Here is a 14,023-nt window from a genome sequence, read left to right as displayed (position 1 = left end):
TGCCGCCACAGTACGGGGGCGGACGGGCTTCGCGCCGCAGGTTGGCTGGATCAGTCGTTCGAGCGGCTCGGTTCCGCCGTTGGGACCAGGGTGACCAGGGCGACCAGGGTGACCGGAGCGGCCAGGGCGACCAGGGCGACCAGGGCGTTCGAGGGCCGAGGGGGCCGCCAGGACGCCGGAGCCGCTGGGCCGTCAGTGCGGCGTGACCGGCGCCGAGGTCAGTCGCCGATCTGCCAGAGCACGCCGTGGCTGGTGGCGGTGGTGACGGCGAGGACGACCAGCGCGGCGACGCCGAGGACGATGCCGAGCAGGGCGCGCCCGCGGCGGTGGGTGCCCCGGACGAGGGCGAGCGTGCCGAGGGTGATGGCCAGGGGGCCGAGAACGATGTTGAAGAGCAGCAGGCCCGGCAGGCCGAGCAGGAAGGAGGCGACGGCCAGGTTGTCGGCCTCGGCGGTGCGGTGGCGCCGAACAGCGGCGCCGGTGCTGGTGGCGGTGGCGGTGTTCATGACGGCGGGTGTCCTTCCGGGACGGTGGTGTGGCGAGAGGGTCAGCGCTGACGCAGGCGGGCGATGCCCTCGCGGGCGCCGAACGCGAGCAGCCAGGCGGCGATGGCAGCGGCGGCGGTGAGGAAGACCGGGAGCGTGGTGTGCGCGGCGGCGCCGATGAGGACGCCCATGGCGACCAGGGCGGTGAGCAGGATCATGGCGGTCCCTTCCGGCGGCTTCCACCGCCTTGGGTTTACAAGTGTTCGCTGAATCCTCTGTCACTCTACGCGGGCTGGCCATTTTCGGCAAACGATTGTTTACTGAATGGCGTGAGTCACACCGTTGGGGCCAGACAGGCCCAGAAGCAGCAGAGTCGGCGCGCGTTGCTGGACGCGGGGCTGCACCTGCTGGCCGATCAGAACCTCGCGAGCGTCGGCGTCCGCGAGGTCACCCGGGAGGCGGGGCTCTCGCCGGCCGCCTTCTACCGGCACTTCCCGGACCTCGCCGCCCTCGGGGTGGCCCTGGTCGAGGAGTCGCTCGCCAGCCTCCATGTGATGATCCGTTCCGTACTCGCCGGTGCGGGCGGGTCCGACGAGCTGATCGACCGGACGGTGGACGTCATCGAGCAGCATGTGCGGGACCACCGGCCGCACGTCCGCTTCCTGGCACGCGAGCGGCACGGGGGAGTGCGGCAGGTACGGGAGGCGATCGACGTCGAACTCGGGCGCTTCGCCACGGAGGTGGGTGCGGCGCTCGCGCTCCAACCGGTGTCGCAGGGGTGGAGTGAGGAGGATCTGCGGATGCTCGCCGAGCTGTACGTCGACCACATGGTCTCCACGGCTGCCGCCCTCCTGGAGGCGCAGGAGGTCGACCCGGCGCGCGAACGGCACATCGCCGCCACCGCCCGACTGCAGCTGCGCCTGATCAGCCTCGGTCGCCGCCACTGGCAGGGCGGCTGACGGTAGCCCTGCCCGGCGGTGCCGGCCCCACCCGGGGCGCGTCGCCGGGCACCGCCCGCGCGCCGGGCTCGGTCCCGCGCCCCACTGCCGCGCCCCACCGCCGCGCCCCACTCCCGCCGCCCCACTCCCGCCGCTCCGCGCCCCGGTCCCCGCCCCGCTCCCCAGCCCCCGAGGCCTTCCTCCGTCTGACCTCCCCTCGTGGTGGACCCTTGACAACTCGTCATGTCCGCGCCAGTTTTGGTGCACCCCCACAACGAGAGGTCTCTCATGAAGAAGCCGCTCATAGGCACGTTCGCCGCGCTCCTGTTCGCCGGGGCGACCGCCCTGGCCGGCGCCCCCGCCGCCGTCGCCTCGTCGCCCGCGGACGCGCGGACCGCCCCCGCGGCCGCGACCGAGGCACAGGTCGCGGCCCAGACCCTGGCCGACCCCCAGCTCCAGGCCTCGTCCCAGGACCAGCAGGCCCGGGCTGCCGTGAACTTCGCCGGGACGGTGGCGCTCAGCAACTGTTCCGGTTCGCTCGTCCGGCTCCCGGCCTCCGCCGCGACGGACCCGGCGCTCATCCTCTCCAACGGCCACTGCCTGGAGACCGGGTTCCCCGGCCCCGGCCAGGTGGTCGTCAACCAGTCCTCCAGCCGCACGTTCTCGCTGCTCAACGGCACCGGCTCCAAGGTCGCCACGCTGCGTGCGAACAAGGTGGTCTACGGCACGATGACCGACACCGACGTGTCGATCTACCAGCTGAACACCACCTATGCCGCGATCCAGTCGAGCTACGGCATCGCCCCGCTGACCATCTCCGCGAGCCACCCGGTGCAGGGCACCTCTATCAAGGTCGTCTCCGGGTACTGGAAGAAGACCTACTCGTGCTCGGTCGACGGCTTCGTCTACCGGCTCAAGGAGGGCTCCTGGACCTGGAAGGACTCGGTCCGTTACACCTCCAGCTGCAACACGATCGGCGGTACCTCCGGCTCCCCGGTGATCGACACCAGCACCGGCCAGGTCGTCGCCGTGAACAACACGGGTAACGAGGATGGCGAGCGCTGCACGGACAACAACCCGTGCGAGGTCGACCAGAACGGTGTGGTGACCGTCCGCCAGGGCATCAACTATGCCCAGGAGACCTACGGCATCCCGGCCTGCTTCGCCGCCGGGAACCGCCTCGACCTCACCCGGGCCGGCTGCACCCTGCCGCGCCCCTGATCAGCACATCTTTCCCCGGTGGGCCATCCGCGATCCCGCGGGTGGCCCACTCGGCCGTCTACCGGACGGCCGATCGTCCGGCAGTCGGGCGCCGATTGCCGGAGAGTGTCGAACAGTTCCGTTGACCCGATGGAGAGTTGATGTCCACCAAGCTCAGAAGGCTGCTGGTCTCCGTTCTGCTGATGCCGCTGCTCGGCCTCGGTCTGGCGACGCCCGCCCTGGCGGCCGGCGCCGACGCGTCGGCCGGCCCGGTGTCGGCCGCGGACAACCCCGCGGCCGACATCAAGGACCGCCTGGCCGCGATCCCGGGGATGACGGTCACCGAGGAGAAGCCGACCACCACCGGTCACCGCTACTTCCTGCTCACCTACACCCAGCCGATCGACCACCTCCGCCCCTGGCTGGGCACCTTCCAGCAGCGGCTGAGCGTGCTGCACCGGGGGTACGACCGCCCGACCGTCTTCTACACCAACGGCTACACGCTCGGCACCAACCCCTCGCGCACCGAGCCGACCCGGCTGACCGACGGCAACCAGGTCTCGATCGAGTACCGCTACTTCTCGCCGTCCCGCCCGGAGCCGGCCGACTGGACCAAGGCCGGCATCGAGCAGGCCGCCACCGACTCGCACCGGATCATCACCGCGCTGAAGCGCGTCTACCACCGCGCGTGGCTGTCGACCGGGGCCAGCAAGGGCGGTATGTCCTCGACCTACCACCGCCGCTTCTTCCCGGACGACGTGGACGGCACCATCGCGTACGTCGCGCCGAACGACGTCGACAACCGCGAGGACTCCGCCTACACCGAGTTCTTCCGGACCGTGGGCACCCCGGAGTGCCGGGCCACGCTCGCCGCCGCGCAGCGCGAGCTGCTCGTCCGCCGCGACCGCCTGGAGGCCCGCTACGTGGCCGACAACGCGGCGGCCGGCTCCACCTTCGCCACCACGGGCAGCGCCGACCGGGCCTACGAGGCGGGCGTGCTCGACGTCGTCTGGGCGTTCTGGCAGTACAGCACCGAGGCGGACTGCGCCGCCGTCCCGGTGGCGGCCACCGCCACCGACGACGAGCTGTACGCGTGGTTCGACACCCAGTCCGGCATCACCGGCAACAGCGACCAGTCGCTCGCCCAGTACACCGCATACTACTACCAGGCGGGCACCCAGCTGGGTTCGCCGTCCTTCGACGTCTCGCACCTGAAGGGCCTGCAGCACTACGACTACAAGGAGCTGTACTCGCCGCGCACGTACGTGCCGAAGAACATCCCGATGCGCTTCGACGCGTCCGCGATGCGCGACATCGACCGCTGGGTGAAGCACTCCGCCGAGCGGATGATCTTCGTCTACGGCCAGAACGACCCGTGGGGCGCCGAGCCGTTCCGGCTGGGCCGGGGCAGTGAGGACAGCTACGTCTACACCGTGGCCGGCGGCAACCACGGGTCCAACATCGGCAAGCTGAAGGCCGACGAGTCGGTCCAGGCCACCGCCAAGGTGCTGGAGTGGGCCGGCCTGGCCGACCCGGCCGCCGCCAAGTCCCTCGCGCAGTCCCACCAGATCCCGCCGTTCGGGCCGCTGGACGAGGAAGGCCTCAAGCTGGAGCACCACCGGCTGTAACGCGCCTCGGCTGTAACGCGCCACGGCTGTAACGCGCCACGGCACGGTTGTCATGCGTCGCCGGCCGTCACGCATCACCGAGTGTCACGCGTGAGCCGACCGACCCACCGGGGCCACCCGTCGCCATCGCGACGGGTGGCCCTTCGGCGTCCCCGCCGCTGCGGAACGTCTGCCCGGCCCGGAGCCTCCGCCGGACGCAGGCCCCCCGCCGGACGCGGAGAACGCCGCGTGCCCCCTCCCCGAAGCAATGAATCGGTGCTTCAATACTTTCATGGCCTATCGACGCACCCCCGCCGTACAAGCCCGACTGGACGCCCAGCGCGAGGCGGTCCTGCAGGCTGCGGTCGGGTTGCTCGCCGAGCGCGGCTACGGCGGCTGCTCGATGGCCGCCGTCGCGGACCGCGCCGGGATCGCCACCGGCAGCCTCTACCAGCACTTCGCCAACAAGGCCGAGCTTTCGGTCGAGCTGTTCCGCCGGGTGGTCAACCGCGAGATCGCCGCGGTGACCTCGGCCGTCGCCCGCCACGAGACCCCGAAGCGGCGGATAGCCGCCGTGGTCGAGACCTTCGCCGCCCGCGCCCTGCGGGCGCCCAGGCTCGCCCACGTACTGCTGGTCGAGCCGGCCGACGCCGTCGTGGACGCCGAACGGCTGGTGTTCCGGCGTGCGTTCCGCGATGTGATCGCCACCGAGATCGCCGCCGCCGTGGCGGCCGGCCAACTGCCCCGGCAGGACCCGGAGCTGACCGCGGCCGCCCTGGTCGGCGCCGTGGGCGAGGCGCTGGCCGGTCCGCTCGCCGCTGCCCACGCACCCGTTTCCGGGGACACCCCGCCCGAGGTGGTCCCCGCCCTGGTCTCCTTCACCCTGCGTGCCCTGGGAGGACGCGATGACAGCGACGCCTGAGACGACCACGCCTGACACGACCACGCCTGACACGACCACGCCCGCCACGACCGCACCCGACGTGACCGCACCCACTCCGGTGGCCCTCGCTCCGGTGTACGCGCCCTCCCGGACGCACGAGGTCACCAACCAGGTGCCGCTGCCGTACGGGCACGACACCGCCGCCGACCCGACCCTGCTCGCAGGCCTGCACCGGGCCGGCGCGGGCTGGGCCGAGGCCGAGCTGCATGAGCTCGGCCGGCTGGCCGGCTCCGAACAGGCCGCCGACTGGGGGCGGTTGGCCAATGAGCACCCGCCCGTGCTGCGCACCCACGACCGGTTCGGTCACCGGATCGACGAGGTCGAGTTCCACCCGTACTGGCACGAGCTGATGCGCACCGCCGTCGGCCACGGTCTGCACGCCACGCCCTGGCAGGACGGCCGGCCGGGCGCGCACTCCGCCCGCGCCGCCAAGTTCTTCGTCTGGGGCCAGGTCGAGGCCGGTCACACCTGCCCGATCTCGATGACCTACGCCGCCGTCCCCGCCCTGCGCGCGAACCCGGCGCTGGCTGCCGAGTTGGAGCCGCTGCTGGCCGCGACCGAGTACGACTTCGGGCTGCGCGAGCCGCACGGCAAACGGGGACTGATCGCCGGCATGTCGATGACCGAGAAGCAGGGCGGCTCGGACGTCCGCACCAACACCACCACCGCCGCTCCGCAGGCGGACGGCACCTACCGGCTGACCGGCCACAAGTGGTTCACCTCGGCGCCGATGTCGGACCTCTTCCTGACGCTCGCCCAGGCTCCGGGCGGGCTGAGCTGCTTCATGCTGCCCCGTGTCCTGCCGGACGGCACCCGCAACCGCCTCCACCTCCAGCGGCTCAAGGACAAGCTGGGCAACAAGTCCAACGCCTCCGCCGAGCTCGAGTACGACGGCGCGGTCGGCTGGCTGGTGGGGGAGGAGGGCCGGGGGGTCCGGACCATCATCGAGATGGTCAACATGACCCGTCTCGACTGCACCGTAGGCGCCGCCTCCGGCATGCGCCTGGGAGCCACTCGGGCGGTCCAGCACGCCCTGCACCGGCGGGCGTTCGGCAAGGCGCTGGTCGACCAGCCGCTGATGCGCAACGTGCTCGCCGACCTGGTGGTGGAGTCCGAGGCGGCCACCGTCGTGGCGATGCGCCTCGCCGAGACCACCGACCGGGCGCTGGCGGGGGACGGGACCGAGGCGCTGGTGCGCCGGCTGGGGCTGGCCGTCGCCAAGTACTGGGTCTGCAAGCGCGGCCCGGCGCACGCCGCCGAGGCACTGGAGTGCCTGGGCGGCAACGGCTACGTCGAGGAGTCCGGGATGCCCCGGCTCTACCGCGAGGCGCCGCTGGTCTCGATCTGGGAGGGCTCCGGCAACGTCGCCGCCCTGGACGCGCTGCGTGCCATGGCCAAGCACCCGGAGACCGTCGAGGCCTTCCTCGGCGAGCTGGACGCCGCCGCCGGCGCGGACCGCCGGCTGGACGCCGCCGTCGCCGAACTCCGCAAGCAGCTCACCGATCCGAGCGATCTGGAGTACCGGACGCGCCGACTGGTCGAGGCGATGGCGCTGGCCTTCCAGGGAGCGCTGCTGGTCCGCCACGGCGACCCGGCGGTGGCCGACGCCTTCTGCGCCTCCCGCCTCGGCGGCGACCACGGCGCGGCCTTCGGCACCCTGCCCGCCGGCCTCGACGCCGGGGCGATCATCGACCGCGCCCGCCCGGTGCCCGCATGAGCGCGGACGACGCGGCTGAGACCGCCGAGACCGCCGAGACCGCCGAGACCGCCGAGACCGCCGAGGTGGCCGAGGCGGACACGGCGACCGAGGCCATCCAGGCAATCGAGGCAATCGAGGCGAACGAGGCGAACGAGGCGAACGAGGCGAACGAGGCGAACGAGGTAAACGAGGCGAACGAGGTAGACAAGGCAACCAAAGCGGACGAGGCCGCTGCGGTCCGCGGCTTCTGGCAGGCGCTCGGCCTCCCCGGCCTGATCGACGTGCACACCCACTTCATGCCGAAGAACGTCCTCGACAAGGTGTGGGCGTACTTCGACCTGGCAGGTCCGCTCGTCAACCGGCCCTGGCCGATCACCTACCGCGTCGCCGAGGCCGAACGGGTCGAGCGGCTGCGGGAGTTCGGCGTCCGGGCGTTCACCTCCATGCTGTACCCGCACAAGCCCGGGATGGCGGTCTGGCTGAACGCCTGGGCCGCCGACTTCGCCGCCCGCACCCCGGACTGCCTGCACACCGCGACCTTCTTCGCCGAACCCGAGGCGCCCGGCTACGTGGCGCGGGCGGTCGAGGACGGCGCCCGGGTGTTCAAGGCGCACCTCCAGGTCGGCGGCTACGACCCGACGGACCGCCGGCTGGACGCGGTCTGGGGGCTGCTGGCCGAGACCGGTACGCCGGTGGTCACCCACTGCGGATCCGGGCCGGTGGCGGGCAAGTTCACCGGCCCCGGCCCGATCGGCGAGGTCCTGGACCGGCACCCGGGGCTGGTCCTGGTGGTCGCCCACCTCGGCATGTCCGAGTACCGGGACTTCCTCGACCTCGCCGAGCGCCACCCGTCCGTCCGGCTGGACACCACCATGGCGTTCACCGACTTCGTCGAGGCCGACGACCCGTTCCCGCGCAGCGAACTGCCCCGCCTGCGAGCGCTCCAGGACCGCGTCCTGCTCGGCAGCGACTTCCCCAACATCCCGTACCGGTACGTCCACCAGCTGGAGGCGCTGGCCGGGCTGGGACTGGGGGAGGAGTGGCTGCGGGCGGTCTGCCACGACAACGCGGCCGCACTCTTCGTGCTCACCCCGAAGGGCTGACCCCGAAGGGCTGACCCCGGCGGACCGACCGGTGGCGGGCTGACTGGCGGCAGGCCGGCCCTGGCCCACCCCGCCCGGTGCCCGGCCGGCCCGGCCGGGCACCCACCACGCCCCGGTCACCGCACGGTCCGCAGCACCTCCACCAGGGCCGGGTGCAGCCCGGGCGCGGCGGCGAGGAAGCTGTCCGCGCCGGGCGTCCAGGCCGCCCCGGCGGCGTCCGTCACCGTCGCGCCCGCCTCGGCCGCGATCAGGGCGCCCGGCAGCAGGTTGCCCGCGTCCGCTCCGTACTCCCAGAACAGCGTCAGGTGTCCGGAGCCGACCTGGGCGACCTGCAAGGAGGTCGGGCCGAGGCAGCGGACCGCCAGGACCGAGCCCAGCACCGCCGTGAGCGACTCGCCCGCGCGGCGCAGCGCCACCGGGTCCGCGGCCACCGGCGGCGGCTGCGCCGTCCCGGCGACGGCCACCGCCGGGTCGCGCTCCAGCGGTGCGACGGGCCGCCCGTCCAGTTCGGCGCCGCCGCCGCGGACCGCGCGGTACGTCCGCCCGCCGAGCTCGGGGGTGTGCACCACGGCCAGCACCGCGACGCCGTCCCGGACCAGCGTGGCGGTGACCGCCCACTGCTGCTGGCCGAGCAGGTACTGCACGGCGCCGTCGGTCGCGTCGCAGAGCCACCACTCACCCTCGGCCGGTAGCGTGCCCGCCGGTTCGTCGCTCACCCAGCCGGCCTGCGGACGCAGCGCGCCCAGCCGGGCCCGCAGGCGGGCGGCGGCCGGGTCGTCCAACTCGGCGAAGCGCGCGGTCAGTTCCCCGAGCGTCCGCCCGGGGGTGGGCCCGGCCGGCCGCGCCGCCGCCAGCTCCGCGCCGACCTCGCGCACCGCCGCCTCGACCCCGGGCAGCAGCTCCCTGAGCGCCCGTACCTCGTCCATGGCCGTCCTCCGATCCGTCGCGCGCCGGGAGGGGAACCCCCGGCCGTCGGCTACCAGGGGTACCGTCGGTGCTGCCGAACAGGACGGACGGCCGGGTGGTTCCGGCGGAGATCGGACTTCATGGACCTCTCGACTGCTGATCCGGACAGCATGCTGGACGCGCTGGACCGCCGCCTGGTCTGCGCGCTGCAGGTCGACGGCCGGGCCGAGACCGGCCGGATCGCCGAGGTGCTCGGCGTCTCCACGCGGACGGTCACCCGCCGGCTGGCCCGGCTGCAGCAGACCGGGCTGCTGCGGGTGGTCCGGATGCCCGACGTCGAGGACGCCGCCGTCGGTGCGCTGCTGCTGCGCGTCCGGGTGCTGCGCGGCAAGGCCGACACCATCGCCCAGGCCCTGGCCGACCGCCCGGACGTTCCCTTCGTCGACGTCATGCTCGGCGGTCAGGAGATCGGTGCGGTGATGCTGGGCGACGCCGGTGGGCGGGACCAACTGCTGTACGGGCGGTTGCCCGCCACCGCGGCGGTCACCGAGACCACCGCGCACGCGGTGCTGCACGCCTTCTCCGACGCGGGGCAGTGGCGGGCCGGCTATCTGGACGAGGCCGAGGTGGCCGCCCTGACCCCGCCGCCCGTCGCGACCGCCCCGGAGAAGCCCCCGCTCGACGCGTTGGACCACGCGCTGCTCGCCCGCCTCGGCGTGGACGCCCGGCAGTCCCACGCCGCCCTGGCGGCGGCCGTCGGCGCTCCCGAGTCGACCGTCCGCCGCCGGCTGCACCGGCTCGCCGGCGCCGGGCTGCTGCGCACCCACGCCACCGTCGATCCACGGCTGCTGGGCATGGCCGTGGACGCCAACCTCTGGCTGGACGTCCCGCCGGGCCGGCTCGCCGAGGTCGGTACGGCGCTGGCCCGCCACCCCCAGGTGCACGGGGTGTTCGCGACCAGCGGTCCGGCGAACCTGGTGGCCACCCTGTTCTGCGTGGACCACGGCGGTCTCTACCGCTTCCTCACCGGAACGCTCGGCCCACTCGGCGTCGACCGGGCCGAGACGGCGATCGTCGCCCGCGCGGTGAAGCGGGCGGGCGTCCCGGTGCGGCGTCCGCGACCACGGCCCTGAACCGGCTCGCGGCACCGGGCGCGCGGCAGCGCCCCCGCACCGGTATCCCCCGCACCGGTATCCCCCGCGCCGGTATCCCCCCGGCGGGGCGGCCGCAGGTCAGGCGCCGGTGGTCGAACCGGGCCGGATGACCATCAGGACGACGACCACGGCCCAGAGCAGGTTGAACACCCCGGCCGTCATCGGCAGCAGCCGCAGGCCCTGGACGGCCTTGCCGTGCTCCGGTGCCCCGGCGTCGAGGTCGAGCGCGTCCACCGCGGCCTGCTGCGCGGGCAGTACGAACAGCAGCAGCGCGAGCGCCGAAAGCGCGGTGAGCACCATGGAGACGATCAGCCAGGACTGCCCGAGCACGTCCATCACCTGGGCGACGCCGATGCCCAGGATCGGGACGGCTATCCCCAGCAGCGCGTAGACCTGGGTGATCCGGTGCAGCAGTCGCAGGGTGCCGGCCTCGGCGGCCCGCTCCGGTCCGCCGGCCAGTGCGGCAGCGGCCCGGCGCGGGAACATGCTGACGGCCACCGCCACCGGGCCGATGAACAGCACCGAGGCGAGGACGTGCAGGCTCAGCAGGAACTTGGCCATGGCGGGAACACCCTTTGATCCAACGGGGGCTGCGCGCCGGGGACGCGGCGCGGGCAGCCGGGGCGTCCGGTTTCCGAGCCCCGAGCAGGCACGCTAACACCGCTTATCCGGGCCCCGGCCGCGCGGGTGGGACCACGGTTCCAGGGGCGGGCGGGCCCGTGGGTCAGCCGGCCGGCGGCGTCAGCACCACGACCCGGGGGGCGGCGGTGCTGGCGACCGAGACGGCCGCTCCCTGTCGGACGTCCGCCCAGTCGAGCAGGTGGAGGTCCTGGTAGCGGCTGTGCAGCGGCTCGCCCGCCGGCACGTCGAGCGGCAGTGCGGAGAGGTCGACGCCGGCCAGGGTGTCCAGGCTGGCCCGGCCGAGCTTGATCAGCGACTCCTTGCGCACCCACAGGCGCAGGAACGCCCGCCCGGGCTCCGGGTGCGCCTCGACCTGCCGCAGTTCGGCCGGGCTGAGCACCCGTGCGGCGACGTCGAGGAGCGAGCCGCTCCGTGCCGTCAGCTCGACGTCGACGCCGACCGGCTGGTACCCGGCGGCGGCCGCGACGACGCCGCGGGTGTGCGAGAGGCTCACCTGGACGTCCGGGTGGTCCGGCAGGTAGGGCCGGCCGTGGTCGCCCTTGCCGCAGTCGGGGCAGTTCTGGGCCAGCGTCAGCCCGGTCGCCGGTACGCCGAGCAGCCGGGCGGCGCAGAGCCGGACCAGGATGTGCGCGGCGGTGAAGTCGACCCGCCCCGACTCGTGCCGGAAGCGCGCGGCGCGTTCGTGTTCGAGGGCGGTGAGCAGGTGGTCGCCGGCTTCGGGGTGCCGCAGGACGTCCGCGCTGGCCGAGACGGCGGCGAGCGGAGCCTGCGGGTCCTGGTCCTCGGAAGTCATGGTCCCAACCTAGCGGGGCCGCCCGTGGTCGTGGCCGCCCGCGGGCGTGATCGGCGCCCGCCCGGACTGCTTGGGATCGATCCTGACGGTCTGTAGGGTGTGGTTCGTCCGATTTGGTGTTAGATGTACCGGATCTGTCGTGTATCAGATGGGATCAACTGAAACGTGGCGGGTTGTGCGACCCGCCGCTCTCTCTGTGCGGAGGAATGTGTCGATGGATCAGGGCATGGGTTCACCGGAGCGCAGGACGGCCGCCGACCGGAGGCCGTCGGCCGTCCGCGGACGCGGGGCGGTCCGACTGGCGGTGGCGACCGCCGTCGCCGCGCTCCCGATGGCCGCGGTGCTGACGGTGGGCTCGGCCGCACCACTGGCCCCGCCGCTGGGGGCGTGCTCCGGGCCCGACTGCCCGGCGGTCTGGCCGACGCCGCCGCACAACGGGGACTTCGCCGGGCGGGACGCCACGATCAACGTCTTCACCGGCGGCGACTACACCGTGAACGGCCGGGCGGCCGAGGTCGAGGGCAAGATCGTCACCCTGGGGGACCTCACCGTCGACAAGAGTCAGGGCGGCGGCGCCTTCAACATGGGGGTGGTCGGGGTCGGTTCGCGGGTGGTGCCGCCCAACGGCAGCGACTTCGTGACCGTCGGCGGCGCCGTGGACGTCAAGGCCGGCAACCGGATCCTCATCGGCGGCAGCGACTCCAAGGGCGCGGCCTTCGGCAACCTCCGTCACGCGGGCACGGTCACCGGCACCGTCGACATCGACCCCACCGGCCGGTCGATCGCGGATCCGGACGCCGCCGCGCCCTACCGTTCGGTGCTGAACCAGATCGAGGAGGTCTCCGCCTGCGTCGCCAGGGCGACCGCCACCGGCACGGTCACGGTGACCGGCAGCGAGGCCACCTTCGCGGGGGACGGGACCAGCATGAAGCAGGTCTTCAACGTCACCGGGAACCTGGGCTCGGCCACCCGGCAGATCGGCCTGGTCTTCACCGGCGTCCCGGCCGGCGCCACCGTGGTCGTCAACATGCTGGCGGCCGACCCGGTCATCAACACCTACACCGGTACCGGCCTCCCGGGGGACCAGACCACCGAGATGCGTTCCAGGCTGATGTGGAACTTCCCCACGGCCACCGACGCGCGGATCCTCGGCGGCGCCCAGTTCCAGGGCTCGGTCATGGCGGGCAACGCGGGGGGCACCACGACCCTCGCCCAGCCCGGCATGAACGGCCGGGTCTACCTGGCGGGCAATCTGATCCAGACCGGCAACGGCGGCTACGAGATCCACGGTTACCCGTTCGACGGGGACCTGCCGGACTGCGCCGTGACGCCCAGCCCGTCGCCGACCTCGCCGAGCCCGTCGCCGACCTCCCCCAGCCCCACGCCGACCTCCACCTCGCCGTCTCCGACCTCGGCCTCACCCTCCCCGACCTCGGCCTCACCCTCCCCGGCGTCGCCGACCTCCACGTCCAGCACCCCGGCCCCCACGTCGTCCAGCCCCGCTCCGACCGGTCCGAGCGAGCACCCGACCAGCCACCGGCCCAGTAGCCACCGGCCGACCAGCCATCTGCCGGCTCCCGGCTCGTCGACCGGCGGGGGCGGGCAGCTGCCGTCGACCGGCGCGGGTGACGGCCCGGTCGTGCTCGGCCTGGCCGGTGTCGCCGTGCTCGGCCTCGGCGGCCTCGCCGTCCTGGTCGCCCGCCGACGCGGACGCCACAGCTAGCCCGCAGGGCCTGCAGGCCCCACCAGACCCGCAGGCCCCACCGGACCGAGGCGCCTGACCGCCGAGGCGCCGGAGCTCCGTCGGGTCGCCCGGTCGGCCGACCGGGCGACCCGACGGAGCTCCGGCGCCGTCGGCCGGGGCCCCGGTCCGGGGGCTGCCCTGCGGTGACCTGCGGTGATCTGAGCTGGCCACCGGATCGACCGGCCCGGGCAGGCCCGCCCTGGCGGGTGCGGGGCCGTTCGGCCGGTGCGAACGGGCGTGCGCCGCACCGGCTCAGTGCTCGGCGAAGAAGCGCTCCACCGTGTCGCGCTCGGCGGCGACGGCCGCCAGCGACTCGCCGACGATCCGGCCGGCCAGGTCGACCGCCAGTTCGCCGACGTCCTGCCGGAGGGCGACGGCCGCGAGTGCCTGGTCGACGGTGATCCGGGCGTGGGCCTCGGCGACCAGCCGGTCGCGCTCCCGGACCCCGTCCTCGCGGGCCGCCGCGATGGCGGCCGCGCCCTGTTCGGCGGCCTCCTGCCGGATCCGCGCCGCCTCGTGCCGCGCGTCCGCCAGTTCGTTCCGGTAGGCCTCGTAGACGCGGTCCGCCTCGGCGTGGAGCGCCTCGGCCCGCTCCACGCCGCCCTCGGTGGCGTCCCGGCGATCGGCCTGGAGCCGCTCGATCCGCGGGAGCACCCGGCGGCCCAGCACCCGGACCATCAGGAGGAAGCAGATCAGGCCGACGATCAGTTGGCCGGGTCCGGGCTTCAGCGGACCGAGCTCGAAGTTCATCTGCTCCCCCTAGGACCTGATGTCCAGTCATAGAAGGTGTTGCCCGCCCTGGTTGGCGC

At 73.7% G+C, this 14,023-nt stretch carries 14 protein-coding genes; 8 read left to right on the top strand and 6 right to left on the bottom strand.

Annotated features, from left to right (window positions below):
* Positions 1 to 218 precede the first annotated feature (218 nt).
* Both OG618_RS12565 and OG618_RS12560 read right to left on the bottom strand, forming a co-directional pair.
* A complete protein-coding gene (locus tag OG618_RS12565; protein ID WP_329487455.1) occupies positions 219 to 506 on the bottom strand; it encodes a DUF4190 domain-containing protein in 288 nt (95 codons plus the stop codon).
* 41 nt (positions 507 to 547) lie between these two features.
* The gene (locus OG618_RS12560) at positions 548 to 703 is read right to left on the bottom strand and encodes a hypothetical protein (protein WP_329487454.1); all 156 of its coding nucleotides are present in this window, start codon (positions 701 to 703) and stop codon (positions 548 to 550) included.
* Positions 704 to 814: 111 nt separating this feature from the next.
* On the opposite strand from OG618_RS12560, the gene OG618_RS12555 reads away from it, so the two are divergent.
* The 6 genes from OG618_RS12555 to OG618_RS12530 all read left to right on the top strand — a co-directional run bounded on the left by OG618_RS12555 (position 815) and on the right by OG618_RS12530 (position 7,975).
* Positions 815 to 1,444, top strand: coding sequence for a TetR family transcriptional regulator (locus tag OG618_RS12555; protein WP_329487453.1), 630 nt, complete (start codon positions 815 to 817; stop codon positions 1,442 to 1,444).
* A gap of 267 nt (positions 1,445 to 1,711) precedes the next feature.
* The gene (locus OG618_RS12550; RefSeq protein ID WP_329487452.1) at positions 1,712 to 2,644 is read left to right on the top strand and encodes a S1 family peptidase; all 933 of its coding nucleotides are present in this window, start codon (positions 1,712 to 1,714) and stop codon (positions 2,642 to 2,644) included.
* A gap of 140 nt (positions 2,645 to 2,784) precedes the next feature.
* The gene (locus tag OG618_RS12545) at positions 2,785 to 4,251 is read left to right on the top strand and encodes a S28 family serine protease (protein WP_329487451.1); all 1,467 of its coding nucleotides are present in this window, start codon (positions 2,785 to 2,787) and stop codon (positions 4,249 to 4,251) included.
* 271 nt (positions 4,252 to 4,522) lie between these two features.
* Entirely contained in the window at positions 4,523 to 5,152 is a 630-nt protein-coding gene (locus OG618_RS12540; protein ID WP_329487450.1) for a TetR/AcrR family transcriptional regulator, read from the top strand.
* On the top strand, positions 5,136 to 6,890 hold the full coding sequence (locus tag OG618_RS12535) for an acyl-CoA dehydrogenase family protein (RefSeq protein ID WP_442906788.1): 1,755 nt from the start codon (positions 5,136 to 5,138) through the stop codon (positions 6,888 to 6,890). Before OG618_RS12540 ends, OG618_RS12535 begins: the two co-directional genes overlap by 17 nt.
* Positions 6,887 to 7,975 carry an amidohydrolase family protein gene (locus tag OG618_RS12530; protein ID WP_329487448.1) on the top strand — a complete coding sequence of 363 codons (1,089 nt, stop codon included), beginning with the start codon at positions 6,887 to 6,889 and terminating at the stop codon, positions 7,973 to 7,975. Before OG618_RS12535 ends, OG618_RS12530 begins: the two co-directional genes overlap by 4 nt.
* A gap of 116 nt (positions 7,976 to 8,091) precedes the next feature.
* On the opposite strand, the gene OG618_RS12525 is transcribed toward OG618_RS12530, so the two are convergent.
* A complete protein-coding gene (locus tag OG618_RS12525; RefSeq protein WP_329487447.1) occupies positions 8,092 to 8,901 on the bottom strand; it encodes an inositol monophosphatase family protein in 810 nt (269 codons plus the stop codon).
* 120 nt (positions 8,902 to 9,021) lie between these two features.
* Between OG618_RS12525 and OG618_RS12520 the strand changes: the two genes are divergently transcribed.
* Positions 9,022 to 10,014, top strand: coding sequence for an Lrp/AsnC family transcriptional regulator (locus OG618_RS12520; RefSeq protein ID WP_329487446.1), 993 nt, complete (start codon positions 9,022 to 9,024; stop codon positions 10,012 to 10,014).
* 99 nt (positions 10,015 to 10,113) lie between these two features.
* Here OG618_RS12520 and OG618_RS12515 read toward each other — a convergent pair whose 3' ends face one another.
* Positions 10,114 to 10,596, bottom strand: a complete 483-nt coding sequence (locus tag OG618_RS12515; RefSeq protein WP_329487445.1) for a DUF2269 family protein — start codon at positions 10,594 to 10,596, stop codon at positions 10,114 to 10,116.
* A 163-nt stretch (positions 10,597 to 10,759) separates the two neighbouring features.
* Positions 10,760 to 11,470 (bottom strand): 4'-phosphopantetheinyl transferase family protein, encoded by a 711-nt coding sequence (locus OG618_RS12510; protein ID WP_329487444.1) that lies wholly within the window; start codon positions 11,468 to 11,470, stop codon positions 10,760 to 10,762.
* A 214-nt stretch (positions 11,471 to 11,684) separates the two neighbouring features.
* Here OG618_RS12510 and OG618_RS12505 point away from each other — a divergent pair, with 214 nt between their 5' ends.
* Positions 11,685 to 13,193, top strand: coding sequence for a choice-of-anchor A family protein (locus tag OG618_RS12505; RefSeq protein ID WP_329487443.1), 1,509 nt, complete (start codon positions 11,685 to 11,687; stop codon positions 13,191 to 13,193).
* Between the two features lie 273 nt (positions 13,194 to 13,466).
* On the opposite strand, the gene OG618_RS12500 is transcribed toward OG618_RS12505, so the two are convergent.
* Positions 13,467 to 13,964, bottom strand: a complete 498-nt coding sequence (locus tag OG618_RS12500) for a F0F1 ATP synthase subunit B family protein (RefSeq protein ID WP_329487442.1) — start codon at positions 13,962 to 13,964, stop codon at positions 13,467 to 13,469.
* Positions 13,965 to 14,023 lie beyond the last annotated feature (59 nt).

The organism is Kitasatospora sp. NBC_01246 (assembly GCF_036226505.1).
Lineage (GTDB): Bacteria > Actinomycetota > Actinomycetes > Streptomycetales > Streptomycetaceae > Kitasatospora.
Note: the sequence above shows the minus strand (reverse complement) of the source record. Positions and strands in the feature narration are given on the sequence as shown.

Coding starts and splice junctions, on each gene's coding strand:
- OG618_RS12565 (WP_329487455.1), bottom strand. CDS start 506: ATGAACACCGCCACCGCCACCAGCACCGGCGCCGCTGTTCGGCGCCAC.
- OG618_RS12560 (WP_329487454.1), bottom strand. CDS start 703: ATGATCCTGCTCACCGCCCTGGTCGCCATGGGCGTCCTCATCGGCGCC.
- OG618_RS12550 (WP_329487452.1), top strand. CDS start 1,712: ATGAAGAAGCCGCTCATAGGCACGTTCGCCGCGCTCCTGTTCGCCGGG.
- OG618_RS12545 (WP_329487451.1), top strand. CDS start 2,785: ATGTCCACCAAGCTCAGAAGGCTGCTGGTCTCCGTTCTGCTGATGCCG.
- OG618_RS12540 (WP_329487450.1), top strand. CDS start 4,523: ATGGCCTATCGACGCACCCCCGCCGTACAAGCCCGACTGGACGCCCAG.
- OG618_RS12535 (WP_442906788.1), top strand. CDS start 5,136: ATGACAGCGACGCCTGAGACGACCACGCCTGACACGACCACGCCTGAC.
- OG618_RS12530 (WP_329487448.1), top strand. CDS start 6,887: ATGAGCGCGGACGACGCGGCTGAGACCGCCGAGACCGCCGAGACCGCC.
- OG618_RS12525 (WP_329487447.1), bottom strand. CDS start 8,901: ATGGACGAGGTACGGGCGCTCAGGGAGCTGCTGCCCGGGGTCGAGGCG.
- OG618_RS12520 (WP_329487446.1), top strand. CDS start 9,022: ATGGACCTCTCGACTGCTGATCCGGACAGCATGCTGGACGCGCTGGAC.
- OG618_RS12515 (WP_329487445.1), bottom strand. CDS start 10,596: ATGGCCAAGTTCCTGCTGAGCCTGCACGTCCTCGCCTCGGTGCTGTTC.
- OG618_RS12510 (WP_329487444.1), bottom strand. CDS start 11,470: ATGACTTCCGAGGACCAGGACCCGCAGGCTCCGCTCGCCGCCGTCTCG.
- OG618_RS12505 (WP_329487443.1), top strand. CDS start 11,685: ATGGATCAGGGCATGGGTTCACCGGAGCGCAGGACGGCCGCCGACCGG.
- OG618_RS12500 (WP_329487442.1), bottom strand. CDS start 13,964: ATGAACTTCGAGCTCGGTCCGCTGAAGCCCGGACCCGGCCAACTGATC.